This window comes from Deinococcus carri, from assembly GCF_039545055.1.
Lineage (GTDB): Bacteria > Deinococcota > Deinococci > Deinococcales > Deinococcaceae > Deinococcus > Deinococcus carri.
On record NZ_BAABRP010000005.1, the window covers coordinates 170,405 to 194,235 of the forward strand.

Here is a 23,831-nt window from a genome sequence, read left to right on the forward strand (position 1 = left end):
GAAAGGCGGTTCGGGGCGTCAGTGGACGAGGGTCTCGGTGGGGTTGAGGTACTCCGACAGGGTTTCGCGGTATCCGCCGAAGAGGGGGTAGGCGTAGGAGAGGACCTTGCCGGAAGCGTCGATGCTCGGTCCGGAGAGGCCAGCACCGAGAACGGCGCACAAGCGGCCGAAATGGACGGGCAGGTAGATGCCGTCGGCCCAAGTGCGCACTACGGGTTCGCTAGGATCGTCGGAGAATGGGAGATCGCCGTACTTCAAGTGGTAGGCACGGATCAGCGCCACGTTCCTCAGCTCCGACCACGCCACGTCCTGACCGTCCTGACGGATCACGTAGACCGGGCACCGTCGTGGGTGCCGCCGCATCTCGACATGAATCCCGGCGGATGGCGTTCCGGAAGAGGCCTTGAGAAACCGTGACGACTTCCAGTCCCAGACTTTCTCGCGCACGTAGGCCGGATCGGAGCCGGATCGGGTGGCTTGGACCGCTGGCGTCGCGTGCGGTGTACGCTTGAAGGGCGCTTCGAACCATCTGGACGGTGCGAGTTCGAATTCCCGTGTCAGTTCGCGGAGGACGGCGAGATCGTCGACTTCGATCTGCACGACGGGCGGTTGCCATACGTTCGCGCCGTGACGTGTCTCCACGAGTGCTCCTCGCCGCCGCGCGTGGCGCTCCAGTTCCGACACGCTGAGCGAGGGCAGCAGGCCGATCAGGGCGGCGCGGAAGCGGCTGCCGACGCGGTACGTAACGAATCCCGGTCGTCTCGCCATGACGTACGACACCGGTTGCCCTCGCGCGTGGACGACGTCCAGGGTACCCGCTTCCACCCAACTTCTCAGTAGTTCGTACAGCGTGTCGCTCCGGTCGAAACGGCTCAGGCCGGTCGCTCGGCCGAACAGGTCCACGGTCGTGCTCAACCGCATACCGCTTCGTCTGCAGGCGAGTGCGGCGAGGGCGTCGACCAGCTCCGACGTGCGGGGCGAGGGTGCGACGCCGACCCATGGCGTGGTCGTAAGGCTGTCGTCCAGCCCGGCTATCGACGCGTCCGCCTGGTCTGCGTGGTCGAGATCCCGGGTCTTGAGCGCGGACAGTACGGCACGCACTTCGGGATGTCCGTCCAAGGATTCGATTCGACCGTCCTCAACCCTGACTTCGACCCTCCGGCTTCTGTGTACGGCTTTCCGCCAGATGCTGCGGTCCTTGGAGTGAGGGCTTTTCCGTGGCTCGCGGGGGGCGGGCGATCGCGGATCGCCGACGAACAGGAGCAGGGACGGTCTCCGGGGGTCCCCGAGGACCAGCCAGTCGTGCTCGGCGGTCTTCTTACGGTTCATGTCCCCCAGACGTGGAGCGAGGTACACGACGTCCGGCAGCGATTCGATCTCGTCCGGACGACGTGTACCGTCGTCCGAGGCGTCGAGGGGGTCGCCGGCGATCCAAGAGGGAATCTCGTCGTCCCTCGTCAATTGTGCCATGTCGCCCGCAGGGCCTTCCGAGACGTAGACGCCTGCGCCGAGGCTTTTGTAGTCGTGCCTCACCTGGCGGTTGCCGAGGGTGAATTCGCAGGTGCTCGTATGTTCCGCTCCGTCGGTCGAAGGCCAATGGACGAGGGCGGAAAAGCGGCCCGGTGCTTCGGCGACCAGGTGGTCGGGGAGCAGCCACTCGTCGGGTGAGTCGGCGGCGCGTGCGGCGGGGACGACTCGGCCCGCCGGGTCACGGATTTCGACACGCGTCGCCCCGTCGAAGCGCACGCGGGGAAGCAGTCCGGGAAGCGCCACGAAGCCGTCGTCTCCCCGGATGCCGCCCACGATCCGGACCGTCGGCGAGGCCATCGTGGCCTGAAGGTGCGGGATCCCCTCCAGCCCCCTCGGGGCGTCCGGAGCGATGCGGACTCTGCAGCCGCCGATCTGTCGCCACCCTTCGAAATAGGCGGGCTCGGCCGTCCCGCCGTAGTGTTCGACGAAGGTGGCCGCGAGGTCGTTCCGGACCAGCGCCATGTCGGCTCGGTCCGCGTTCAGGCCGCCCACGAGTTCGTACTCTCCGGCAGTCGCGAGCTTGAAGATCATGACGCCCCGGCGGTAATGCAAAGAAGCTCGGGGGATCGGCAGCGTGCCCTCGACCGCCGCCGCGACGGCCTGCTCGACCGACAGCGCACCCTGGTCGGGGGACCGCAACACGAGACACGAGAAGCCGTTGTGGCTAAAGCCCAACGCCGTCTTCGAGAAGACGGCCGGGAGCGTCGCATCCTCGGCACAGGCCACATATGGCACCAGAAGGTCGTCGTCCTCGTTGTAGTAGGCCATCAAGCCGGCATTCGGCTCCTGTGCCCGCGGGTTCCTCCCGCCCCCATAGGCTGCGAGGGCTTCCTGCCGGACCGCTCTCCAGAACGCGCTGTTGCGCACGTCCTTGTCCGTCGTGACGAACTGCTGGACGAAGTTGTCCAGGTCCTGTCCGAACGAACCGCTGAACGTGTATCTGGCGTCGGCGAGGAGCTTGACGACTCGTCGGAGAGGCGGCTCCTCTCCCACGAGGTCGTGATCCTCAAGCAGTTGGCGGAGCTTGGATCTGTCGTGGTCGTGGGGGAAGGCGAGGAACCAGGACGCTCCGATGACCGTGCGGAAGTTGTCCCGCGGTGGGAGCACGAGACGTCTGAAGCGCTTCGCGACATGGTCTGCGGAAGCCCTGTTCGACGTCCACTTCTGGAGGTCCAGCCATAGCTCGGGCAGGCATTCGAGATGTTGCTGCCTCTCGAAGACGTCGAACATCCGCTCGTGGAAATTCCCGGGGTGGCCGTCGGGGTAACCGTAGGCCACCAGACATGTCAGCCACAACATCGCGAAAAAGTGTGGAGGCCTGTCGGAATCCGTCTTCCAGCCCCTGTCCTCCGTGCAGAAGCCACAGAAGCTGATCCGGAAGGCCGGAAGCTGTTTTTTCAACACGGACACGAAGCGATTGACCACCTCGTCGGGCGGTGCCTCCAGATCGCCGGTCACCGCGACCAGTTCGTGCGGTGTCGCCGGGAGCTGCTCCACCGGTGAAGACGACTCCCCTTCTCGCACGGTGAAGTAGTAGTTGATCAGCTTCGAATTCCAATCCGAGTAGGACCATGACCGCCAGTCCTTCATGCCCTCTGGTTCTGTCGTCTTCGTCATCGGCTCCTCATTCGGTTATTCGGGTCATCACGTCGAAAAATCGTTCCGAAATGTCGGTCGGTACGGGCGTGAGGCGGCATGTATTCCAGCGGGACCTCTGCTTCCCGAGCAGGTCGAGGGCCCGCCCGCAGGCGGGCTGGGAGGACCTCGTTCAAGTGGAGTGCACCATCTCCCTCTCGGTAGCCTCACCTGGACAGACATCGTCTGCGGCGAGCACGTCAATGTGCCCCGCGTCCACCGACCAGGTACTGGATCGTGCCGGTGATCCATGATGCTCGTCCCGCTGCGCAATGGTGCCTACAGGACCAGGACCCGGCGGTCGACGTTCGTCGCGGCACTCCGGCGCACGAGGGTGAGGAACTGGACGCGTTCCTCGCCCCCGTACTACACCGTGACGCGGGTCGTCTCCGATCCCTAGACCCCAGCCGAGGCGTAAGCCTGCACGTCTCCGACCATCCGACAGCGACGGCCTTCGATCAGCCGATTCGCCTCCCGCATCACCGGGACCTCGCTGTGGATCGTAAAGGACGAGCGCCATCTCCTGCCAGGCTAGCGCACGGTTGAACGGTTCCGTGCCGCATCTGCGGCACGGACGACGTACTATGGTCGGGTGCCCGAGGCCCTCTGCAGGGAAATCCTCCGGAGCGCCTACGCCACGGACGGCGAGGCGCTCGACGAACTCGCGCGCCGCCTCGGTGCGGCTACCTGGAGCGGGCTGACCGCCGGCCTGACGTTCCACGAGGAGGGGACCGGTGGAGGAATGGGTCAGCTCACCGCGGAGTTGCCCGGAGGGCAACGCCTCCTGATCACCGACGGGGAAGCCGGCGTGCCGATCGGCGACGACCGTTTCCTGCTCGTCGTCGTGGACGAGGACGAGCAGGAGTTGCACAGCGTCTCCGTAGGGGAATGAGCGCCGTGACCTGCGGCGCCTGCTGAGGACGCGGATGGACGTCCTGATCCTGAGCTCCCGCCGGGAGGACAACCCCTACGGCGACACGGACGAGACCTACGTCTTCCCGCGTTCCTACCTTCCGCGCTTCGAGCCGCTCACCCGTGGCGAGCCGATGCTCGCCCTGATCTACGAACCTCGCCGTGGTGGCGGGCGGCAGGAGTACGTCGCTTGGGGGATGCTCGCCGGCGCCCCGGTTCCGAGGACGGATGGACAGTACGAAGTGCGGTACGACGGGAAGCTCGTACCGCTCCCACGCCCTTGCCCGTTGACGGACGCGACGGGCAGGCCGTTCGAGGTACGCCTTCAGGTCGCCCCGAGGCGGAGATGGGGTAGCGTGCTGCAGGGACAATCCGTGCGACCCGCGACGCTGATGGAGGCCGCGGGAATCCTGACCTCCGGTGGCCTGCTGATGACGTCCGACATGAGTGGGATGTCAAGTGAGCGGACCGTGGAACTGGTGCGCCGCAGCGTGCGCGACCGGGGCTTCCGAGGCCAAGTCCTGTCGGCGTACGCGTTCCGCTGCGCCGTCACGGGGTTCGCCGCCCCGGCGAGCGAGGCGCGGGCCTTGTTGGACGCGGCGCACTTGCGGCCTGTGGCCGCCGCCGGCGGCGATCACGTCCGTAACGGTCTGGCACTCTCTGCGGGAGTGCACCGCCTGTTCGACGAGGGCCTCGTCGCGTTCGGCTATGAGGGCGGACAGGTGCGGCTGGAGGTCTCCTCTGTCCTCGAGACGCTCACGCTCGACGGTCAAGGCGGCCACCTGCGTCTGGAGACCGGCATGGCGCTGCTGCTGCCGGCCGATCCACGTGCCTGGCCTGATCCCGACGCCCTGGCTTGGCATCGTAGCCGGGTGTTCCGGCGCTGATGCGAGGGGACGCTGGAGAACCGCCCGAGTGACACGTCCACTGCCGCTCCGCGTCGCCGAGCAGTGCCGAGGGGTCGCTCTCCGGAAGCCCAGGGTCTGCGAGACCGTCCGCAGCCGCCATGACGAGCACGTCCGCAGCAACCTCGCCGCAGGTAGCTCACGCTCGTCGGTCCACATCTACGGCAGGGAAGGTCCTGCCCACGCAGGGTGCAGTCCTCGCGCATGGCCGTCCACTCTGGGGACCGCGCCCGTGCGGGGGAACGTCGAGTTCCAGGGCGAGCAGCGGCCCCTACGTCTCGTAGTCCTTGACGACCGCTTGACCGCAGACGTCGGCTGCGCGAGCACCTGCTCCATGGGCTCGACAGGATCTGCCGACAGGCGCCGGACCGGCAGGTGGATTAGGGGTTACAGCTTGAGGTTTCTGCTCACCTGCACGTTCTCTTTGAGCATAGGAGCGAGGGTAGTTGTCGTGGGAATGTTTGGAGCACCCGATCGGTTAGCGATGCTCAGCCCGGGCCCCAGGCACGCTCGCCCTCCCACCCGTGCTCCCAGACCACCTCCAGAGGCATAGGGGCCCCCTCGTCCTCAACGTAGGCCCGGGCAATGAGGCGTTCCGGGTCCTGCCCTACAGTGACGAGCGCTACCTCCGAGGACACCAGCGCGCGCCGCCGCGCCCGCCGCCATACTTCATAATCCGCTGTCTCCGACACTGCCCGCCCGTCCGCACGCATGACCCAGGAGCCCACCCAATCCAGCGGCTCTCCTGAACTCAGCCGCGCTGCGTCCACGACCCCGAGCACGTACGACGCGTCTACCGCGAGCGGATCACCAGCCGGCAGGAGACCGACGTACCCGGCTGGAAGGATCATGTGGACGTGCACGGTTCCAGTCCGGGTATAGCCGATCAGGAGTCCGCCGCGGGCCACGCCCGCCGTCTCCAAGTGGGCATACGTCGCCGCACGGCATCCGGGCGCGAAGACCAGACGTCGTAGAGGATGGTAGTCCCCCTCGATGCCGACAGGAGCGATCAAGCCGAGTATGCGGCGATGGGCGCGGCTGAGTGGAGGCTGCAGCATCACGCGCTCACCGTGCATTTCCGGGTCGCGTACCGACGTGTGGGGTTGAGTTTCACGCCCGCACCTCGCCGTTCGACCGGTCCAGAACGCTATAGAGAGCCTGAGAGACGGCCTCCCGGAAGCTCCGGTCCCGCAGGGCCTCGCGCAACCGCCAGCTCAGGTAGGCCCGCAACAGGCCTGCGGACGGGGGTCGACGCTCATCCGTCCACAGCCGCAGCAGCGGCAACCCGGCGACCCGCAGAATGCGATCCTTGCGGACGTCGCGCCCCTGCTGGGGGCTGCGTTCGTGCTGAGGACCGTCGAGTTCCAATGCCAGCAGGGGTTCTTCAGTCTCATGGTGTTCGATGACCACGTCGAGGTGAGCGCTCCCACTGGCGAGGAAGGTCCGGTCGCCCTCGTCGAGCAGGGTGTTCATGACCTGCACGTCAAGGACCCGGCGCAGCGGCACTTGGGCGGCGACGTTATGCGGCGTGAACAGCTCGCGGCACACATATCGCAGCACGCGCTCGCCCATCAAACCGGGTGCGGTGCGCAACCTGCTCGGGTATGAAGTCACCATACGGGCCTGCACCGCCATGCTCAGGTCTTGCTGGACGCGCCTCCGTACCGCCTCCTGCAGACGCCACCCCGTGGGCGTTCCGTGGACCAAGCCGAGGCCCGTCAGCCGTACGAGACAGGCCAGGACGTCCTCGGGCGTCCCACTCACCATGTCGGTCAGCGCTTCCCGAGTAGTCTCTCCACCCTGGGCCTCCAGCGCCAGGAGCAGTTGACGCTCCGGCGGCTGGAGTTCGGCATAGCGGACGGACGGATGCACGGCACGAGGTCCAGGAGCATGCATGATCAACTCGTCTTGAGCAGCAGGTTCTTGGGCGGGTCGGAACCGCGAACCTTTTACAGGAGGCGTCGTCATGCCGAAACTTTCCGTGGAGCGAGGCATGACGCCCTCTCGTTGTGGGATGGGGGGTGGTGGACCGAATTTCCGCCCGTCTGCAGACCGTCTTCCCGGCTCCTCATGTGCACGGCTCTCCGGAGACGTGGCGGAAGGGTTCTCGGAGCCCGCTTGAGGAGACCTCCTCCACGAGGAGACGTTCTCCTTCGAGACCCCCTCGCAGGTGACTCAGTTCGGCCCCCGTCAACCAGTTCATGGTGTCCGGAGTGGCGCGTGCGGTCACCAGGAAGGGCCTGACACGGGGAGGCTTCGGAATGATTCGCAGGCTCACCCTTCCCGTGTCCCGGTCCAGTTCCACAGGTCTCCCGAGCGCACTCCAGGTGAAGGGCGAGGTGCCCTCGACCGGTTCCTGAAGATTGACGACGTGAAGCTGCTCACGCAGACGGCCGTGGCGGTCAGTTCGCAGGAAGAGGGTCGCCGTCCAGCGGCCGGGTAGGCGTTCGCCCAGCCGCAGCAGGTGCGGGGCGAGGTGGGCCCGGCGCCACAGGCCGGTGGCGAACTCCAGGTCCACGAGATCGGCCACCCCGCTGTCGTGGACGGTGAGTAGGGCGTGTGCGAGGGCGTGGGGCAGATCGGGAACGGTTGGGATGGGGGACAGCGACACGAACACTGGGTCTCCTCGTCCCGGTGGGTTGCCTGCATGTCTGGGTCGTGTACGGCCTGCCCTCACCGATATGTATTTTGGTCAGCGTAGCGCATCGACAGGGCGCGCTCGGCTCGGCGAGAGCCACACATATTGATTCTCTTGCCAAGAGAATTATACTCCTATCAGGAGTAGAGTTGTACTGCCAGGCTCCGTAACGTCACGACGTGACGAAGCGGCGGCAGCGGGGACTGGAGCGCATGACGGGGCAACGCAACATCGTGGGCGAGCGCCTATATCTGGCACGACACCGCCATACCCCCCCTTGGACCATGCAGCAACTCAGCGACGCCGTGGAGGAGGTGACCGGATTGGAGGTGACGGTGGCGACCATCGGGAAGATTGAGGCTGGTGTCCGCGGTGCCTACGACTGGGAAGTGGCAGCCTTCGCGCGGGCGCTGGGGGTCAGCACCGATTGGCTCCTAGTCATGACGGACCGGCTGCGGTTCAAGGTCGAGAGTTGAAGACGCCGGCATCGTCGTTCGGATCGAGGCTGTGTACGCTCGTGCGGCTGAGCGTCGTCGAAGTGAGAGGGAATACGGCTCGAAATCCAGACGCCCGGTAAGCAGTAGGGTGCAGAGTCGCGACTTCCGCCGGAGGTTCTCCTGATGAGTGTCAGACCGCTCTCGATCTGCATCGCACCTCGGCAGGGCGAGAGCTTTTCGAGTTACGTCTCCCGACTCTCGTTCGACCTTCAGGTCCCCGTCCTGACGACGCTCTTCCGAACGGGGGTCATTGACGCCGAGGAAGTCAGGGCTCTCAATGCGGGATATGGCGTCGTCCTTTCCCCTCGGCGACTCGGGGCGTTCGCCCGGGCGACACGGCTGGAGGACGCGGAGGTCGCCGCCCTCCTCCTGAGTCGTTACGACGGCGGGGCCATAGATCTGAGCGGGATCGACGCTGCGGACGCCGCCTCCATCCACAGGGTCGCCTCACGGGAGTGGGCCTACTTCTCGGGCACCCACCTCTGCCCCGAGTGTCTGCTCGAGGACCAGGGTGTCTGGCAACTCGCCTGGAAATTGCCCTGGTCATTCGCCTGTCCACGACATGGATGTCTACTGGTCGATACCTGTCCATCCTGCCGGCGTCGTATAGGGGCAGCCCGTCAGGATGGAGGGAGTCGGCCCCTCTTCACCACCCAGGGGCCTTCGCTCTACCGCTGTCTGAACGCCAGGCCACCGGGCGAGGCCGCGACCGGCAGGGCTGCCGGCCCCTGTGGGGGTTCTCTGACGGGCATCCACTGTGACCCGTTGACCGACTGGCCGGTACTCCTTCAGGCGCAGCACGAGGTGTGGCGGCTCCTCTCCGGGGCGACTCGGGTCCTCCCCGGCGGTCCGTCGGCGAAGAACTTCTTCAAAGAGATGCGCTCCCTGTGTGCTCTCCTTCTCTATGCGGCGGAACTCGCCGACCTCGGCTCTGTCCCCCCCGTTTCGAGGGACGCGTTTCTACACGTTCTTGACGAACGGGCTCACCGCCTCGCCCACGCCGGTCGAAGGATCGGTGAGAGAGCGAGGGGGGCACACACCCACGTGTATGCTGGTGCCCCTACCAGTGCTGCCCTGATGGCCGCCCTCGTTCCGGCGGCGCTCTCGATCCTCCACGAGTTGGGGACCGAGGCACCCCCGGAGAACCTGTGCCTTCTCGTGGAGCGGGCGGCAGAGAGGTGCGGAGGGTACAAATACGTCCGGAGATTGCCCACCTTCTTCTCCTTCACACCCCGTTTCCTACTGTCCTTTAAGCATTGTCTCCCTCGGGAGTCAGGCCTGCATAGGGGTTTACGTCGCGTATTCGTAAGCAGAGAACCTAGTGCCCCAAACTTTCAGGTGCGCCATATTCCACAATTGTTGTGGGGGCAGGTTTTCACCTTCAGATTTGCACGGCTCCTACCTGGGGTCCACGAGGACTACGCCCGCCGTTTCTGCTCGATGGCCCTGGTCAAGGCGAGCGGCGGACACTCCTGGGGAGATGCGGCACGTCATCTTCAACTTCCGGTCGAGCAAGCCATGGGACTGGCGAACAAATGTAGTACGCTGCTGAGCAGTCGTTTTCAAGTTCCGCAATTCGAATCGCAGATGAACGATCTACTGACCGAACTGAATCGGGGCATCCATCACTGCGACTATCAGGAACGTCGACGGCTGCTTCGGGACTTCGAGGAGATCGAACACTCTGACTGGATGGGAATATGTCGGGCCGCCGATGTCCCGATGGGGAAACGTGGGGGTAAGGTCAGATTTGCCTCCGTCTGGCTCTGGAGTCGTCTGACTGAGGGGGACTACCGGCTGGCTCCCGGCATGGGAAGTGATCGGGCGTTGGCGAGACGTGAGATGTATCGACTCTTCTGTGCCAACTATATCGACCCGCTCAGACCGACGCTTATGGACTACGCTCGTAATAAATTGGGGCTCCTTGAGCTTCATATGTCGTGAGTGGTCTAAAATGCGTTTGCCCCGCTAATAAACGGGCTTTGTAGTCGAGCAGCGCCTCTTCTATGCGCGGGAGCGCATTTCGAAGGAAGAGTTTATAGTTTTGGCGCTGGTAGGTTCTGTTGCCCTGATTCAGAGCCGGGGAAAGCAGGTATTCTCCACCCGTCGCCTGACACCATACCCAGACGGCCGCTGGTCTTGAGCGACTGTTCGGTAGCAGGTTTTGCACGCGAAACTTATCACGTATTTCTTGCCAATCCTCATATGGAACCGTGTTGAAATTCGACAAGAGTCTTCTTCTGTTACCGTAATCAATTTTGTTTGAATCGTTTGATAATTTCGCGGCCAGTCGACGCAATCTGTTCTCGAACTCCTCCGACAGACCAGCTTCTCCTAGAGAGGTCATCGTGGGATTCACGGTCGTCGTCCGAGTGACGGGTAAATCCAATTTCTGTGCCGCTTCTCCCCATGTACAATTGAAATTGATTCTGATGAGGGCCATTGAGCACATGCGGCGGCCCATGACGGAATCGGAATTGGTGTTGAGGAATGGTGACAGTAGGTCGAGGAACAGCTCGTCATAGTCCGATTGCCACAAGAGCTGTGGGACGTGGTCTTCGGTAAAGGTATAGGGTGTTCCTTCCTTGCCCGTGATCCTCGTCCTCAAGTTCATTCTGCCTGGGGACATGCCCACAGACCGCCAATTCAGAAATGCTTGCAAGACGTATGGGGAGCCCTCCGTATAATTGATCATCCTGCTCGTTCTCTTATGTGCGTAAGAGAAGAGATCCGAAAGCCGATGTTCAAGTTCCCCGTATGTTTCGGTGTGTATCATATTTTGTGCTTTGACCACCAGTGAGGCCATAAGGAACGAGCTGCTCGGGGCTCTTGTTCTAGCTTCAAGGTGCCGCGTCAACTTCGTGCCATCACGTGCGTTCAAGGCCAGAATACCATCCCGGCTGGTCATCAGATCGATGAATTTCTCTTGTATAAATGATGGTAGACCATCGGCGTCTTCCGGGCGTCCGGCAAACCGAAGGAGGGACGCCACGGTCCTCAATGCTCTGAAGTAGTCGAAGCTGGACACCTCTTGACCCGCTATCAATGGCGTCTTTCCTATTAGTGCGCCATCTACGTATTTCTGAGCCTCTAATATTGAGGGCCACTCCTCTATCGATCGTGTATCGACGAGGGGAAGAAGTTGGTGGCATATGTTATTACCAGACGCCGTGTTTCTAAATCTTTCGTCTCTAATGTGGTTGCCACATTCCAGAGGATCTGGAACATCTAAAGAGTATATGTGCCCCGGCCCGCGATGCACGTAACGACTTGGGCGAATATTGCAATTTGGACAAAGGTCGATAAGCATGACGCCATGTCTAGTGCAGGAGAAGGACCAGGGCAGCTTCCATCGCAATTGCCACACTCCACCATCTTCTTTTATGCATAAGGGGCAAACGTGGGAGCTGCCGAAGTAACACCACTCCTGCATGACTGCGGAACGTAAACTATTATGACTTCGACTGTCGATGCGGCTCAGGTCTAGGGCAATACCGTTTAGACTGTCGAGAAAAAGACGAGAGACTTCTGCCTCACCCAAGCGGGTCGAGTAAGCGAAATTGCGGACCGAAGGCTCACTCTCAAGGATCAGGTCTCGGGGAACAATACTACCCGACCGCGGTTCCTTGATGAAGCCAGTCGCGTGTAGGAGCGTAGAGACCGGCACCTGGAGATGAGCCGCGAAGCGAATGATGAAGCTCGTGAAGGACTCGCCTCCTGCCGGTAAGATACCCATGGAGAGCTGGCGCGGACTCGACATATGGTGTTGCCCCTATCGGCTCTATTTTAATCCCGAAGACGTTCGGGATCTCACGATATAATCCTCCTCGGCGCCCTGGTCCAGTAGAATCGTCTCTAGTATACTCTTTGTTATTCTTTCACTGCCGTTTTCAATAGCCATATTCGCACCCCGCCTCACCAGATGACACAAGGCTGAAATGAAGCCGCCGGTTCTGCTCCACAAATACTGATCTAATTCCAACAGTGTGTTCTCGGATCTTCTCCCGAGCACAAGATTGCTCTCCAACAGTTTCAGAAGGTCCATCCACACGTCTTTGTTCGTGACTACCCTTGGAGTCTCTCCATCACTCCCTTGTGTAATCCTATAGGCGACCTCTTCATCGTATTTGAAGCTGCCCACTTCCAGAAGCGTAAATCTGCGCCGAGTCTGCGACTTTCTGGAGTTCTCGGGCGTCTCTCCCAACCCCTCCGTGAAAAACTTGTTGTTCTTGACATCGATCCCGGCGACGACGATCGTGGCGGCTATGCTGTTGGCGAAGTCCTTGATGTGGTTGTTGACGTCCTGTGAGGTCTTGTTGCCTGGTTTCAAATAATGTATGTCGTCGATGAATAGAAGTGTCGTCGCACAACGTTTGGCATTGTTGACGACTAGATCTGTAATTTCGTCGGCGTCCGCACCCTTCGGGTAGGGAGTGTTATAGAACTTCGCGAGTTTGGTGCTGAGCCCCTTGATGGTGGTGGCTCCACGCAGGGTCACGTAGGCGACGGGCTTGTACACGTCGTTCTGACGCGTCCTGCCTGTGGTATACCTCTCCCGCATCTCCAGTTCGTACTGCTTGCCGAGGTTGGCGAGGATGGTCGTCTTGCCTACGGTCCCTTCACCGTCGATGACGGCGCCGCGGCGGGCACCCGGTTGAGCGAGGAGGTTCGCTCGGATGAGTGGCAGCAGGATTTCGTGAACTCTCCTCATGTCGGGCGTGAGGATGGGGCCGAAGCTGTTGTGATAGTCCACCCGACTTTGATTGTAAAGTTTCCTTTGATCGAAGGTCATGGCACTCATCTGGGTGCGGGAAACCTTTGAGGGCTTCTCCACAGGCTTCTGACTTACGAAGGCCTCCCATTCCTCCCAGGTGTCGAAGGTGAGAGGAGCGTCCGGTAACGCTGCCGAATCTGCCTGTTCCTGTTGCTCTTCCATCACTCGTCCTCCCAAACGTCGGGGTTGTAGTTGTCGCCCGATATCGTGTGATCTCGGAGGGCATCGTCAAGCAACTGCATCGGGGAGCCCCCGTCCACGAACCGGGGAGGCGCCGAGGTCGGAGCAGGAAGAAAATCCGACTCTCCCATCCTTGTCAGGGTTGCGGCGAGACTCGTCCCCGTCATGTTGCCGCCTGTGCGATCGCGTGCAGCCTGACGGGCCTCCTCCAGCCGTCGGGCGGCCAGGCGCCGCTCACTGCGCTTTTCCAGCACGGCGTCGTCCATTCTGTCCAGCACCGCATCGAGTGCTCTGGAAACCTGCTCGCGGGTAGGCTTCAAGTTTTCGCCGCCCCTGCTCAAGATCAGCGACTTGACGAAGCCGAGCGTCACGTCGTTGAACGGTCTGTCGGGGTTCATGGTATGGACGCGGCGTACCGGCTGCCACGACCGACTGTCGAGATCGTAGAAGAAGAGCCTGGACAGGTCACGTGGGTCGCAGCTGACGGGCCACTTTCCCTCATGTTCCCCGCCGTACGGGGAAGTCCGGTGACGACAGGGATCCAGCACTGGACCGTCGTACAGCATGTTCTTGAATCGCAGTCCGGCGTCGTCCACCGTTACCCAGGCGACAGGAAGTAGCTCGTAGTAGAGATTGACGTTTCTGGGTACGTAGACGAAACCCGCCCGCGTGATCCCCTCTTCGTAACGCTCGTTGGGGGTCAACTTCAAACCCGGTGCGATCTCCTCCCATAGGCCAGGATGCCACCTTTTCTGCCAGAACGAGCAGACCCAGTCGGCGAAATAGACTTCGAGTTCGTCGACGAAACTGAAAGCCTCTTCCTCGACCTGTTCGGGTGTGCCCCGTGACCACACGTTCGGCCCTTTGTAGCCTGGTACGTACTGCAGGAACATGCTGCCGATCGTATTGAACATACGCTCGACGTAAGATTTGTCGGACCCGGTTCGCGGGCGGGCAGGCTGAACGTTGATGCCTAGAATCACGCATGCGCGTTCGAACACGGCCGACATATATATTTTTCCTCTGTCGACGATGACGTTCTCCGGTCGAATCACGGGAACCGCCATCACGCCCTCCGGGAGGTCCGTTTCCGATAGATTGACGACGATGTTCTCCGGCACGCCGACGTACGTCCGACTCCAGCGCGAGCTTTCTGGAATGTGGGGGTGAAAGCGTTTCGGTCGAATGATGTCGTACAACATCAACGCGGCGTCAACCTGCTTGTCCCGATGTACGATCCTCCAGGCGAGGATCGATCGGCTGTAGACATCGACGGCCAGGACCAGCTGGAGCGGAATCCATTCCAGGGAGATGGGATCCATTCCGAAGGCATCCAGTGGAGTGCTGTCGATCATGACGTACTCGCCGGGACGTTGGGCCTCGAAGCGACGGTATGGCGTGGATGGTTTGCTGGCGGCGCCCCGCCGGGTTTTCGACGAGTGGTTCAGGTACTTCCCACGTGAGCGTTCCGTGATCAACTTGTTGAGGGTGGGGATGCTCGGAATCTTGACCTCACCCTCTCCATGTTCTCTACCCAGTAGCTTTACAATGTCACGCCGCAATTTTCCGTAGCCGACATTGGTCTTGTCCTTTTGATCTTGAATCACCTGGTCTATCGCGGCGACGAGTCGATGATCGGCCCGGCCCGTCGGATTCACAGGTCGTATCTGCCTTCGATCTACCAGACCTATGAAACCGAGCTTGTCATAATTCGCTTTGTCCCTATATAACGTTCTCAGACCTATCTCCAGCTCTTCGGCCTTGTTTCTCATTCGGCTGGTGAGCCCTACCAATCCTGGGTTGTACTCGTCGCGTGGCTCTCCGGGCAGCGCCAGCTCGGCGTAGCCGGACCGGAAGCCGGTTATGGCTTCCCGCAGATGAGCCAGGCGAGTCGTAGCTGCCTGGCGCTGTTCGGCGGTAATGTCGAGAGAGACGAAAGAATCGTTACTTTCGCCCTCATCTTCACCATCGAGAATCTTGAAGTCGCCGGTTGCCACTACGTCACTCAGGGAGGCGATTGAAATCCTGTCGTGAACCGATCTGAGTCGAATAGTCGCGCCGGCGAAACCCACTACCGTATAGACCTCACCGTCGAACATGAGCTTGCAGCCGATGGATATACGACTAGCGTTCGGCAGAGTGACCACCCCGCGCTTCGGTCAGAATTGGTGTACTGTCAGTCATCGGTAGATACAGATCTACGTTGAGAACTTGTCTCCAAAGGAGCCAGAAGAGGATCGGTCGTACCAGATAGGCAGGGCCGTCGACACTCCTTATGAGGGAGCCGATGGAGTGTTCCGTAAGATGAGCGTTGTCGACAAGGGAATCGGCGTAGCCTGCCTTCTCTTCACGGAGGCTCCTGTAGCCTGAGAGCCAAGAAACGTTTGAGAAGAAGGTCGGATGAGGTTCGGTTTGTATTTCGTAACCCCAACCGATCTGATCACATGCGATTTTCGTCGCCTCCGCCTGCCGCTGGAAATCCGCATCGTCGACGAAATCGAGTGCCTTGACATCTATAATGCATACCCTTCCGTACCTATCTCTTGTGTATATGTCAGGATAATGTACATAGGACCGTTGTTTGAGTTTATAATGTAATCTGAAGGGTTGTGTTGCAACGACGTCAATGATGGGGTTGAAGTCGAGGAGCATGACTGCGGCTCGCTCATTCCGACTCTCGCAGAGAATGAGCTTTGACATCTTCTCGAAGAAATAGAGATTGGGAAAATGTCGCTGCCCGTGGTAGGCCCGGGGACGCCGTACGGGCTGACAGGTCTCGAACGGCAGGGTCGAGACTTCGAGCAGACCCACCCCCGTCGAGGATGTTTTGGCTTTCGTCAGGAAGTCGACCTGGAAGTTGCTGTACATCGGCACCTCACGCAGGGTCGTGCCAGATGGGGAGGAAGCGGCGGCGCCCTCATCGGGGCGCCGCCGCTCCAGGTGTGGTCAGATTGACTTTACTCTTTCGCCAACTGATTGCCAACTGGTCCTTCAAGTTGTCATATATGTCGGCGGACAATTTACTTTCCCACTGCGCTGCGATGACAGCGCACTCTTCTTGCTGTGGGAAAATTGCATACGTCCTGCATAACGATGCTGTATTTTCCCATTTTTTCTATCCGCTCCAGCACAGGCTTTTAGAGGGCGTGCAAGGGTCTAAGGGAGAGTATGCGTATAGCTGGAGGCCTCAGAGGCGCACGATCCCTTAGCATGCGCGGGTGGAGGACACCACCCTCGTCCCACGTACGCCGGGCTTCGTGTATGTGATGCGCAGCCCGGCCCTGCGCGAAGGCCTGTACAAGATCGGCCTGACCGCTGCGTCGCATCCGGAAGCAACGGATGCCCTAAAGCGCCGGGCACGTGAGCTTAATGACCCCACAGGCAGTCCTGGCGGATATCAGTTGGTGGAGGCACGCTGGTCCCCCGACTGCAAGGCGGCAGAACGCTGGGCGCACCACCTGCTGCGCGAGTACCGCTACCTGCCCGGTAAGGAGCTGTTCTGGGTGCCACGTCCGGCGCGTGTGCAAGCGGCCCTTCGCTTAGCAGTCTTCAAGGCTGAGCAGCGTCAACCGCTGCCGCAGCGTAAGCTTCGTGCGCGAAAAAGCGTCACTGTGCACTACCGCCAGGGTGTGGGGTTCTGGGATAGGCCGCCTGCGGGTCTGGACTCCTACATGGAGGGCTGTCAGTTGCTGCCGCTCTTCCCCCGCCGTGGGGAGGCTTTCTTGCGCCGCGCTGGCGGCATGCTGCTGCCCCCAGAGTTGGTGAGTGAGGCACCCTTCGTGCCTGCTCTCCGACTGCTGGGCGAGCATTACGCGCGCGGCGCATGGATGGATGTGACTGCGCCTAATGTGCGGGTGGGTCCAGGCGAATCGCCCCTATTGTTGCCCGCGTGGTTATTGTGCCGGCCAGCGCCAGCTGCGCGTACATGGCTGAAGGCGGCCGCCGCGCAGGGGGACTGGCTCGCCCATGGACGACTCGCCCAGTTGGAACTCGCAACGAGCCGCCCCGAGGCAGCGCAGATCCATCAGGCGCAGGCGCATCTAACCGTGTTCGGTGTGGGTCTGGTTGAGGCCCTTGCGAGGGCAAATGGCGAGTTGGATGAGGTCTGCAGTCCTCTGGACGCTGGCGCGTTCCGGCGCGAGGACGGCCGTACGGCTTGGCGCATCCTGGTCACCTGGGCATCTCAGATAAAGAGGGGCCAGATGGCGCCTCCTGATCCCAGCCTACGCAGGCAGCTGAAGCGGGAATTGGCGCAGCACCTTGAAGAGCGGTGGGTTCCACTCGCTCAGCGGGACGTGTTGATGGCCGTGCTGGACCAACAGTTGTAATATCATGCCTTTAAGGTATGCAGATCGGCCCCCTTATTACTTCATCAGTACCCTGATTATCGAAGTCGTGCGGGTAAGCGACTTGTAGATCGTCCGCGCTCAGCCATCCGTGAAGGCGTGGCTGGCGGCGCACCTGCACCTCGTAATGGGCACCCTCGGTATTCATGGCCAATGCCTGCTGCAGTAGGTCGACGACCCTCTTATTTTGTTCGTAGCCTGCCTCAGTATACCAGAAGCGTACGTCTGCATTAAGGCCTTCTGGATGAACAATTCTGCTCCCGAGTGTGAATAGCTCGTCGGTCAACTCCTCGAGAGCAGTGTTATCGACATTGCCTTCAATCAAGTCGATGATACCTCCGCGGAACCAGCCTAGCCATTGCCCCTGGCCTTTGCGAACTTCAATGCGATACAGGTATTCGGGTGTGTGGTCACTGACGTGCATGTCATGCAGCATAGGGCGCGCTCCGCAAGGGCGAACTGCACATGTGGAAGGGCTAAGCACGGGGGGCATTGCCGAATTAGCAGCGCCCCCGTGCCTAGCCCTCAGATTTGCGTGACCACTGCCTTGTGCTTCAGCAGTACCTCCCACAGCACTTCAGGCGCCACGGTTCCCAGCACACGAAGGTGCGCCCGGGGACAACGCTCCACCACATCGGCCAGCACCGCCATACCGATCTGGGGCATCTGCAGCGGCACTTCAAAAGGATTGCCGCGTGGATCCCAGGTGACTGCAGCCAGTAATACGGCCAGGCTCCCGGCGTTGTACTGCTGATTTGTCAGCACCATGCCTCTTTTGCCAGAAGCGACATTCTCCACCACATCGCCCGGCTTGAATTCAGGGAGGAGAGTTGTCATTCGCCGTCCTCGGCATGCTGATTGTGCTCGGTCAGTGCCGCAATCAACGCCTCTGCGTTCAGCGTCCGCAGGACAGCCACCAACCGCTCCCCCTGAGCTGTGCCCATGAACGCGTCGCCCTCCCTGATGCCCATCTCCTTCACCAGCGCTGCTGGTAAGTACGCGAAGAGCCCACTGCCGCTACGAATCACCTTCATGCGGTGCGTCATGCGCTCACCTGTCCCGAACGCCGCGCCGCACGGTTCTCGCTCTGCGCTGATGGCTTCGCCATCTGCCGCTCAAGCTCCGCATCAGGATCGACCATCAAGGCCTGTGGGTATTCTTCGGACACGCGAACTCCCGCCTGCAAAGAGGTCATCATGCTTTCCAGCAGAGCCTCGTCCAGCCCCAGCTTCACCAGCTCGCTTCGGAAGGCCTCCCGGCCAGAACGCGTCAGCCCATAGGCCCGGGCCGCTCCTCTTTTCTCCGAGCTGGCATACCTGTCCAGGCGCACCACATGATCCGGGCAACGGTCCTTCAGCGAGTCAAAGGGCCGGTTGATGGAGACGCCGTTCTCCAGCCAGCGCGCCCGCGTCATACTCCCCTCGTCCTGCAGGGGTTCGAAATACAGCTTCAGCCATGCGGCCTCTCCTGGACACACGAAGGGCAGGCCCGCCTCTGCAGTGGCCAGCAGCAGCAGCTTTGTCGCCGTGCCCTGAAGGTGCGGTTGACCACCGCTGCCCCGCAAGACTCGCAGCGCTGCGCTGCTAACCACCGGCGCCCATTCCCAGCAAGGCCCATCCACCGGTTCAGGACCGAAGTCCTGTTCCAGCCGTTCCCGCAGCAGCGCTGAGACGCTGCTCACCAGCCGCTGCGCCTCTGCGCGGGGGAGGCGATCCTCATTACAGCGCACCTCTCCGCGCCTCAGCCGCCGCAGGACTTCCTCGACGTCCTGCAGCCACGCCCAGCCGTCTTCCTCGCCGTCACCCAGGTGCACACTCAGCGCCACCGTCGACGTCAATCGCGGTCTACTGCCCATGTTGTCTCCCTGCCCACCTGCGTCACGCAGGTTCTATCAGGGGCGACTGCGCAAATAGAGCGCAGCCTGCATCTTACTGTCCTCCGCGCCTTTTTCTGGTGGCCGCCTGGCCCACCCCTCCCTGGCCAGGGAGAGGTCCAGAAAGGGCGCGTTGCGCTGACCTGCGCTCCTGGCGGCCGTCCGCCTTGCTGCGCTGACCTGCACCCTGTACTGTCGCCTTCTCACGGGGGACGGGACTCCACCCTGGCCTGCGACCAGCGTAACGCTTCGCAAGCCCAGAGTGGAACCCGTTCTTTTTCCATTCTTCAGGCAGGTCTTCTCTTGTTGTGCCATCTAGATACCCACAAAAGCCGATGTCTTCGCGTAACGGCCTCCCTGGTCCAGCATCTAGATTGAGTTCCGGTGTACCCCGTTGTCTGCAGCGGGGCTTGCGCTCTTTCAACTTGCGGCCTACGATTCTGCTGAGGGCAAAATCATTTCATGTGACATGAGAGGCGCCGGGATCCGATTTCGGCGGCAGCCCCGGCGCTTTCATGGCCCTCGGAACGGAGAAGCCAGATGCCATCCTACCGCGTTGCGCTTCAGCGCAGCGACGGGTCCGTGTTGCCGGACGCGCCCCTCACGGCGCTCTTGCACACGCCCGTCGCGTCCCTCGCCCCCTGGCGTGAGTCCCAGAATTACCCGGGCCAGCGCCACCTCACCGGGCTGGCCTACCTCGCCCGCAGCGGCCAGCACGTCCCCTTCGAGTCGAGGCTCGAGCAGTTCGCCCTCACCCGGCTCGACCACGACCCCGCCACCGTGCGGGTCGCTGCCCAGCCCTTCCTGCTCACCTGGGAGGTGGAGGGCAAGGTGGTCGGCCACGTGCCCGACTTCCTGGTCGAGCGGCGGCGCCAGGGGCCGCTGGTCCTCGACATCAAGCCCAAGGCCTTTGTCGACCGACCCGACACCGCGTGCGCCTTCGCGGCCACCCGCGAGGCGTGCGACCGGCTCAGCTGGAACTACGCCGTCTGGACCGAGCCCTCGCGCCCCTTCCTGCACAACCTGCGCTGGCTCAGCGCCCACCACCGTCCCCCCTTCGAGCATGAGGTCTATGCGCCCCTGCTGCGGGCGCTCCTGCAAGACAGTCCCCGCACCATCGGAGAGCTGGTGGGCGCCCTGGACCCCGAGTGCCTGGTGCGCCCCGTGCTGTTCCACCTGATGTGGCGCCGCGAGGTGCTCGCTGACCTGGAAGTGCTGCTGGACGACTTCACCCCGGTGCGGCTGGCGTGACATGGCCAGCCCCTATGCCTTCGAGTTCCGGCCCGGCACCCGGCTCCACCTGCGCGGCGACTCCTGGACCGTCAGCGGACTGACCGGCACCCACGTCACGCTACGCGACGCCCTGGGGCGCGAGACCCCCTTCGAGACCCTGGAGGTGCTGCAAGACCCCACCTTTTTCCCGATCCTGAGCGAGCGTGAGATGCGCCGCTTCGACCCCCGCGCCGTCATCCTCGACACCTACCCGGAGCCCATCGTCGCCGCCGCCCTCGAGCTGGAAGCCCACCTGCTCGAGTACCGCACGGGTTACCGCAGCGGGGAGGCCGCCACCGCGGCGCCCGGGGAACCCCGCGACGCCTACCACCCGGGCCTGGTGCCGCTGCAGCAGCGCCTGCAGAACAAGGCGTGCGAACTGGTCGCAGCCCGTCCCCCGGGTCTGGAGAAAAAGCGCCGCCTGAACGCACGGGCGGAACCCGACCCTGTTCTTTCCGAGATGGAGCGCTTGCGCAAGCTCTACCGCGAGTACCAGAAGGTCGGGTTGATCGCCCTGATCGACCGGCGGGTGCTGCGGCGCCGGGAAGGCCACGGCCGCCACCACCCGGCGGTCGTGAAGGCCGCCCAGCGCGAGATTCACCGCCAGGTCAGCGCGTCCAGCCGCAGCCTCAAGAACCTCGCGCTGCACGTGCGGCTCAGTGTGGAGGACCAGCACGGGAAGAACGTCCCGGTGCAGGGTCCGCGCAGTCTCCAGCGCCTGATCAAGCGCCTGGGCAAGGCCCGCCGGCTGGAGAATACCGCGAGCACCCGGCGCAGCCATGGGCGCAGGCCCCAGGGGGTCTACCTCACCCTGGTCGCCACCTTTCCCGGCGAGTACGTCCTGATCGATGTCACGCTGGGCGACTTCCTGGCCATTGATCCCCTGACCCTGACGTCGCGGCGCTACCAGCTCGTCGCCGCGATGGACCTCTACAGCCGCTGCATCCTCTCGTTCCGCCTGCTGCCCGACGACCCGAAGGGCATCGACCTTGTCTTCAGCCTCTACGACATCATCACCCCGAAGCGCATGCTGCCCGGCTGGCCCGAGGCGGCGGCCTATCCCTACGTCGGGGTGCCCCGGCACGTGGTCCTGCGCGCGCATGGTCTGCCCGAAGACACCGCCCTCGCCGGGATTCCCAGCGTCACGCCCCACGCGGTGGTGGTCGACAACGGCAGGATCTTCGTCTCCGCGCCCTTCACCAACGGCTGCCGCCTGCTGAACGTCAGCATCCTGCAGGCCCGGCCCTACACCCCCACCGACAAGAGCCAGCTCGAGCGCTGGTTCGGCACCATGGAGCGCGGCTTCGCCCAGCACCTGGGCAGCTACCTGAGCTACGCCGCCCATGAACGCGGCGAAAAGCGCGAGGAGGAGGCCACGCACTTCGTGCACGAGATCGAGTCGCGCCTCGGCGAATGGATCGCCACGGTCTATCACCGCCAGATTCACTCTGAACTGCGGTCGGCCAGCGTCCCGGGTGCCGACCTCAGCCCCAACGACATGTTCGACCTCGGGATCAGCAAGGCTGGCCTGGTGACCGTGCCGCTGGGCCAGGACATCTACTACCAGCTGCTGGAGACCATCGACCGCAAGATCAACACCTACGGCATCGAATACAGGGGCCTGCTGTACGACCACGAGGCGCTGAACGAATTCCGCGACCTTCCCAGCGACTACGGCCACCTCAGGGGCAAGTGGCCCTTCAAGCGCGACCCCCGCGACCTGCGCTACCTCTACTGGCAGCACCCGCGGACGCTGGCCTGGCACCGCCTCACCCGCCGCGATTCCGCCTACCCCGATGCTCCCTTCAGCAGCGAGCTGCTGCGCCGGGCGCGCCTGATCGCCCTGAAGCAGGGAGGCCGCCTGCATGACCCGGAAGAGGCCAGCCGGGCGCTGGACAGCCTGGTGCGGGGCATTCGCCAGGAGACCCGGACTTTCAAGCAGCGCCGCCGGCAGCTCGCCGAGGAGCGTGCCCTGCTGCAATCCGAGCGCGACCGGGAGACCGTGCTCCCGCAAGAGCCCATCCAGACCCCACCCCCGCCGCCCGCCGCGCCGGCCGTTCCCCCCGCCGTGCGGAACTACCGGTCGCTCGACCGCATCAGTGACGATTGGATGGCCGCCTTCGACCTCGAGGAGGACCCCACATGAGCCGCTCCGTGCAGTACCAGGGCCTGAGCCCGGTTCGCCGCCGTTACACCACCATCGAGTCGTGGCGGCACTACGTTGCGCTGGAAGAACCCCCGCGCCCCGAGCTGGCGGATGAGCGCCAGAAGGCGTTGTGGACCCCCTCGGACCGCGAGACCTACGACGAGGCGCGCCGGGTCTACCACCGCCGCTTCGACCCGCTGGAGACGCCCGATGTGCGCGAAATTCACAAGCAGATCGGCTTCCAGTTGTGGGAGAATCTCGACGCGGGCTTCGGCGCCAAGCCCGGCGGGGCCGTCGACGGGGACGCGACGCTGGGCAAGACCACCATCGTCGCGGAGCTGGGCAAGAGCTTCGAGCGGCGCCTGCTGCGCGAGCATCCCGTCGTCGATCCGCAGATGGTGCACCTCGCAGTGCCGGTGGTCTACATCACCCTGCCGGCCCGGGCGACCCCGAAGACGCTGAACCTCACCATCGCGCGCTTCTACAACCTGCTCCTGCCCGACAGCTTGCGCCGGGTCTCCACCGATGACCTCAACGTCGCCATCACCCAGGCGGTGGAGGATCACGGCACCCAGGTGATCATCGTCGACGACCTGCACTACCTGCAGCTGCGCAGCAAGAACAAATTCCAGGAAGAGGCGGCCCTGGTGGCCAACAATCACCTCAAGCACCTGGCGAACATCCTGGACGTCACCTTCGTGTACGCGGGCATCCACCTCGAGAACTCCGGGCTCTTCGACGAGGGGGCCCTGCTCTCCGGTGACCAGGCCCAGACCGGGGGCCGATTCCTGCACTGCAAGGTCCACCGCTTTGAGAACCGCAGCCTGGCCTGGCTGAGCATGCTCGAGGTCCTGGAGCGCCGGCTGGTGCTGGAGCGCCTGGAACCCGGCACCCTGACCGCATTGGGCGACTACCTCTTCCGCCGCTCGCACGGCGGGATCGGGGACGTCGTCGGCCTGGTGCGCCGGGCCGCCAACCTGGCCGTGGGGCACGGTGAGACGATCACCGAGAAGCTGCTGGAGCAGACGAAGCTGCCCCGCAACCCCCAGTTCCACTACGAGCGCCTGCAGGGTCAGCAGGCGCAGGACACCGGCAGCCCCCGGAAGGGGAAGGCCGCATGAGC

Annotated in this window: 19 protein-coding genes and 1 pseudogene; 8 read left to right on the plus strand and 12 right to left on the minus strand. The window is 62.9% G+C overall.

Annotated features, from left to right (window positions below; all coding sequences use genetic code 11):
• Nucleotides 1-18 precede the first annotated feature (18 nt).
• Nucleotides 19-3,147, minus strand: a complete 3,129-nt coding sequence (locus ABEA67_RS09170; protein WP_345464182.1) for a hypothetical protein — start codon at nucleotides 3,145-3,147, stop codon at nucleotides 19-21.
• A 610-nt stretch (nucleotides 3,148-3,757) separates the two neighbouring features.
• Between ABEA67_RS09170 and ABEA67_RS09175 the strand changes: the two genes are divergently transcribed.
• Both ABEA67_RS09175 and ABEA67_RS09180 read left to right on the plus strand, forming a co-directional pair.
• Nucleotides 3,758-4,057 (plus strand): hypothetical protein, encoded by a 300-nt coding sequence (locus tag ABEA67_RS09175; protein WP_345464185.1) that lies wholly within the window; start codon nucleotides 3,758-3,760, stop codon nucleotides 4,055-4,057.
• Nucleotides 4,058-4,091: 34 nt separating this feature from the next.
• Nucleotides 4,092-4,964, plus strand: coding sequence for an HNH endonuclease (locus tag ABEA67_RS09180; protein WP_345464188.1), 873 nt, complete (start codon nucleotides 4,092-4,094; stop codon nucleotides 4,962-4,964).
• Nucleotides 4,965-6,092: 1,128 nt separating this feature from the next.
• Here the strand turns inward: ABEA67_RS09180 and ABEA67_RS09185 are convergent.
• Together ABEA67_RS09185 and ABEA67_RS09190 are read right to left on the minus strand one after the other, a co-directional pair.
• Complete coding sequence (locus ABEA67_RS09185) at nucleotides 6,093-6,878, minus strand: DUF2726 domain-containing protein (protein ID WP_345464191.1); 786 nt, start codon at nucleotides 6,876-6,878, stop codon at nucleotides 6,093-6,095.
• Nucleotides 6,879-7,050: 172 nt separating this feature from the next.
• Nucleotides 7,051-7,593 carry a hypothetical protein gene (locus ABEA67_RS09190; protein ID WP_345464194.1) on the minus strand — a complete coding sequence of 181 codons (543 nt, stop codon included), beginning with the start codon at nucleotides 7,591-7,593 and terminating at the stop codon, nucleotides 7,051-7,053.
• 206 nt (nucleotides 7,594-7,799) lie between these two features.
• Between ABEA67_RS09190 and ABEA67_RS09195 the strand changes: the two genes are divergently transcribed.
• Together ABEA67_RS09195 and ABEA67_RS09200 are read left to right on the plus strand one after the other, a co-directional pair.
• Nucleotides 7,800-8,096: a helix-turn-helix domain-containing protein gene (locus tag ABEA67_RS09195; protein WP_345464197.1), complete on the plus strand. Its 297-nt coding sequence runs from the start codon at nucleotides 7,800-7,802 to the stop codon at nucleotides 8,094-8,096.
• 144 nt (nucleotides 8,097-8,240) lie between these two features.
• Nucleotides 8,241-10,061 (plus strand): TniQ family protein, encoded by a 1,821-nt coding sequence (locus tag ABEA67_RS09200; protein WP_345464200.1) that lies wholly within the window; start codon nucleotides 8,241-8,243, stop codon nucleotides 10,059-10,061.
• Here ABEA67_RS09200 and ABEA67_RS09205 read toward each other — a convergent pair.
• From ABEA67_RS09205 to ABEA67_RS09220, 5 genes and pseudogenes are all read right to left on the minus strand, one after another.
• Entirely contained in the window at nucleotides 10,009-11,145 is a 1,137-nt protein-coding gene (locus tag ABEA67_RS09205; protein WP_345464203.1) for a hypothetical protein, read from the minus strand. The two genes, ABEA67_RS09200 and ABEA67_RS09205, sit on opposite strands and share 53 nt — an antisense overlap.
• A 288-nt stretch (nucleotides 11,146-11,433) precedes the next feature.
• A pseudogene (locus tag ABEA67_RS19445) lies at nucleotides 11,434-11,877 on the minus strand (TniQ family protein); the annotation flags it as partial.
• A gap of 21 nt (nucleotides 11,878-11,898) precedes the next feature.
• A complete protein-coding gene (locus ABEA67_RS09210; protein ID WP_345464206.1) occupies nucleotides 11,899-13,053 on the minus strand; it encodes an ATP-binding protein in 1,155 nt (384 codons plus the stop codon).
• A complete protein-coding gene (locus ABEA67_RS09215) occupies nucleotides 13,053-15,170 on the minus strand; it encodes a hypothetical protein (RefSeq protein ID WP_345464209.1) in 2,118 nt (705 codons plus the stop codon). Before ABEA67_RS09215 ends, ABEA67_RS09210 begins: the two co-directional genes overlap by 1 nt.
• 25 nt (nucleotides 15,171-15,195) lie before the next feature.
• Nucleotides 15,196-15,939: a TnsA-like heteromeric transposase endonuclease subunit gene (locus ABEA67_RS09220; protein WP_345464212.1), complete on the minus strand. Its 744-nt coding sequence runs from the start codon at nucleotides 15,937-15,939 to the stop codon at nucleotides 15,196-15,198.
• 350 nt (nucleotides 15,940-16,289) lie between these two features.
• Between ABEA67_RS09220 and ABEA67_RS09225 the strand changes: the two genes are divergently transcribed.
• Nucleotides 16,290-17,399 (plus strand): GIY-YIG nuclease family protein, encoded by a 1,110-nt coding sequence (locus tag ABEA67_RS09225; RefSeq protein ID WP_345464215.1) that lies wholly within the window; start codon nucleotides 16,290-16,292, stop codon nucleotides 17,397-17,399.
• Nucleotides 17,400-17,409: 10 nt separating this feature from the next.
• Here the strand turns inward: ABEA67_RS09225 and ABEA67_RS09230 are convergent, their stop codons facing one another.
• From ABEA67_RS09230 to ABEA67_RS09245, 4 genes are all read right to left on the minus strand, one after another.
• Complete coding sequence (locus ABEA67_RS09230) at nucleotides 17,410-17,841, minus strand: hypothetical protein (protein WP_345464218.1); 432 nt, start codon at nucleotides 17,839-17,841, stop codon at nucleotides 17,410-17,412.
• Between the two features lie 101 nt (nucleotides 17,842-17,942).
• Nucleotides 17,943-18,254 (minus strand): hypothetical protein, encoded by a 312-nt coding sequence (locus ABEA67_RS09235; RefSeq protein WP_345464220.1) that lies wholly within the window; start codon nucleotides 18,252-18,254, stop codon nucleotides 17,943-17,945.
• Nucleotides 18,251-18,463 (minus strand): AbrB/MazE/SpoVT family DNA-binding domain-containing protein, encoded by a 213-nt coding sequence (locus ABEA67_RS09240; RefSeq protein ID WP_345464223.1) that lies wholly within the window; start codon nucleotides 18,461-18,463, stop codon nucleotides 18,251-18,253. The genes ABEA67_RS09235 and ABEA67_RS09240 overlap by 4 nt, the downstream gene beginning before the upstream one ends.
• Nucleotides 18,460-19,254, minus strand: coding sequence for a hypothetical protein (locus ABEA67_RS09245; RefSeq protein ID WP_345464226.1), 795 nt, complete (start codon nucleotides 19,252-19,254; stop codon nucleotides 18,460-18,462). Before ABEA67_RS09245 ends, ABEA67_RS09240 begins: the two co-directional genes overlap by 4 nt.
• Before the next feature lie 576 nt (nucleotides 19,255-19,830).
• Between ABEA67_RS09245 and ABEA67_RS09250 the strand changes: the two genes are divergently transcribed.
• From ABEA67_RS09250 to ABEA67_RS09260, 3 genes are read left to right on the plus strand one after another with little or no spacing between them, the layout of a single operon-like run.
• Nucleotides 19,831-20,541: a TnsA-like heteromeric transposase endonuclease subunit gene (locus ABEA67_RS09250; RefSeq protein ID WP_345464229.1), complete on the plus strand. Its 711-nt coding sequence runs from the start codon at nucleotides 19,831-19,833 to the stop codon at nucleotides 20,539-20,541.
• A 1-nt stretch (nucleotide 20,542) separates the two neighbouring features.
• Nucleotides 20,543-22,708 carry a hypothetical protein gene (locus tag ABEA67_RS09255; RefSeq protein WP_345464231.1) on the plus strand — a complete coding sequence of 722 codons (2,166 nt, stop codon included), beginning with the start codon at nucleotides 20,543-20,545 and terminating at the stop codon, nucleotides 22,706-22,708.
• Nucleotides 22,705-23,829: an ATP-binding protein gene (locus tag ABEA67_RS09260; RefSeq protein ID WP_345464234.1), complete on the plus strand. Its 1,125-nt coding sequence runs from the start codon at nucleotides 22,705-22,707 to the stop codon at nucleotides 23,827-23,829. The genes ABEA67_RS09255 and ABEA67_RS09260 overlap by 4 nt, the downstream gene beginning before the upstream one ends.
• Nucleotides 23,830-23,831 lie beyond the last annotated feature (2 nt).

Bases quoted from the DNA above. Each gene is read 5' to 3' on its own strand.
- ABEA67_RS09220 (WP_345464212.1), bottom strand. From the start codon at position 15,939: ATGTACAGCAACTTCCAGGTCGACTTCCTGACGAAAGCCAAAACATCC.
- ABEA67_RS09180 (WP_345464188.1), top strand. From the start codon at position 4,092: ATGGACGTCCTGATCCTGAGCTCCCGCCGGGAGGACAACCCCTACGGC.
- ABEA67_RS09215 (WP_345464209.1), bottom strand. From the start codon at position 15,170: ATGTTCGACGGTGAGGTCTATACGGTAGTGGGTTTCGCCGGCGCGACT.
- ABEA67_RS09250 (WP_345464229.1), top strand. From the start codon at position 19,831: ATGCCATCCTACCGCGTTGCGCTTCAGCGCAGCGACGGGTCCGTGTTG.
- ABEA67_RS09210 (WP_345464206.1), bottom strand. From the start codon at position 13,053: ATGGAAGAGCAACAGGAACAGGCAGATTCGGCAGCGTTACCGGACGCT.
- ABEA67_RS09260 (WP_345464234.1), top strand. From the start codon at position 22,705: ATGAGCCGCTCCGTGCAGTACCAGGGCCTGAGCCCGGTTCGCCGCCGT.
- ABEA67_RS09240 (WP_345464223.1), bottom strand. From the start codon at position 18,463: ATGACGCACCGCATGAAGGTGATTCGTAGCGGCAGTGGGCTCTTCGCG.
- ABEA67_RS09230 (WP_345464218.1), bottom strand. From the start codon at position 17,841: ATGCACGTCAGTGACCACACACCCGAATACCTGTATCGCATTGAAGTT.
- ABEA67_RS09170 (WP_345464182.1), bottom strand. From the start codon at position 3,147: ATGACGAAGACGACAGAACCAGAGGGCATGAAGGACTGGCGGTCATGG.
- ABEA67_RS09185 (WP_345464191.1), bottom strand. From the start codon at position 6,878: ATGCATGCTCCTGGACCTCGTGCCGTGCATCCGTCCGTCCGCTATGCC.
- ABEA67_RS09255 (WP_345464231.1), top strand. From the start codon at position 20,543: ATGGCCAGCCCCTATGCCTTCGAGTTCCGGCCCGGCACCCGGCTCCAC.
- ABEA67_RS09235 (WP_345464220.1), bottom strand. From the start codon at position 18,254: ATGACAACTCTCCTCCCTGAATTCAAGCCGGGCGATGTGGTGGAGAAT.
- ABEA67_RS09200 (WP_345464200.1), top strand. From the start codon at position 8,241: ATGAGTGTCAGACCGCTCTCGATCTGCATCGCACCTCGGCAGGGCGAG.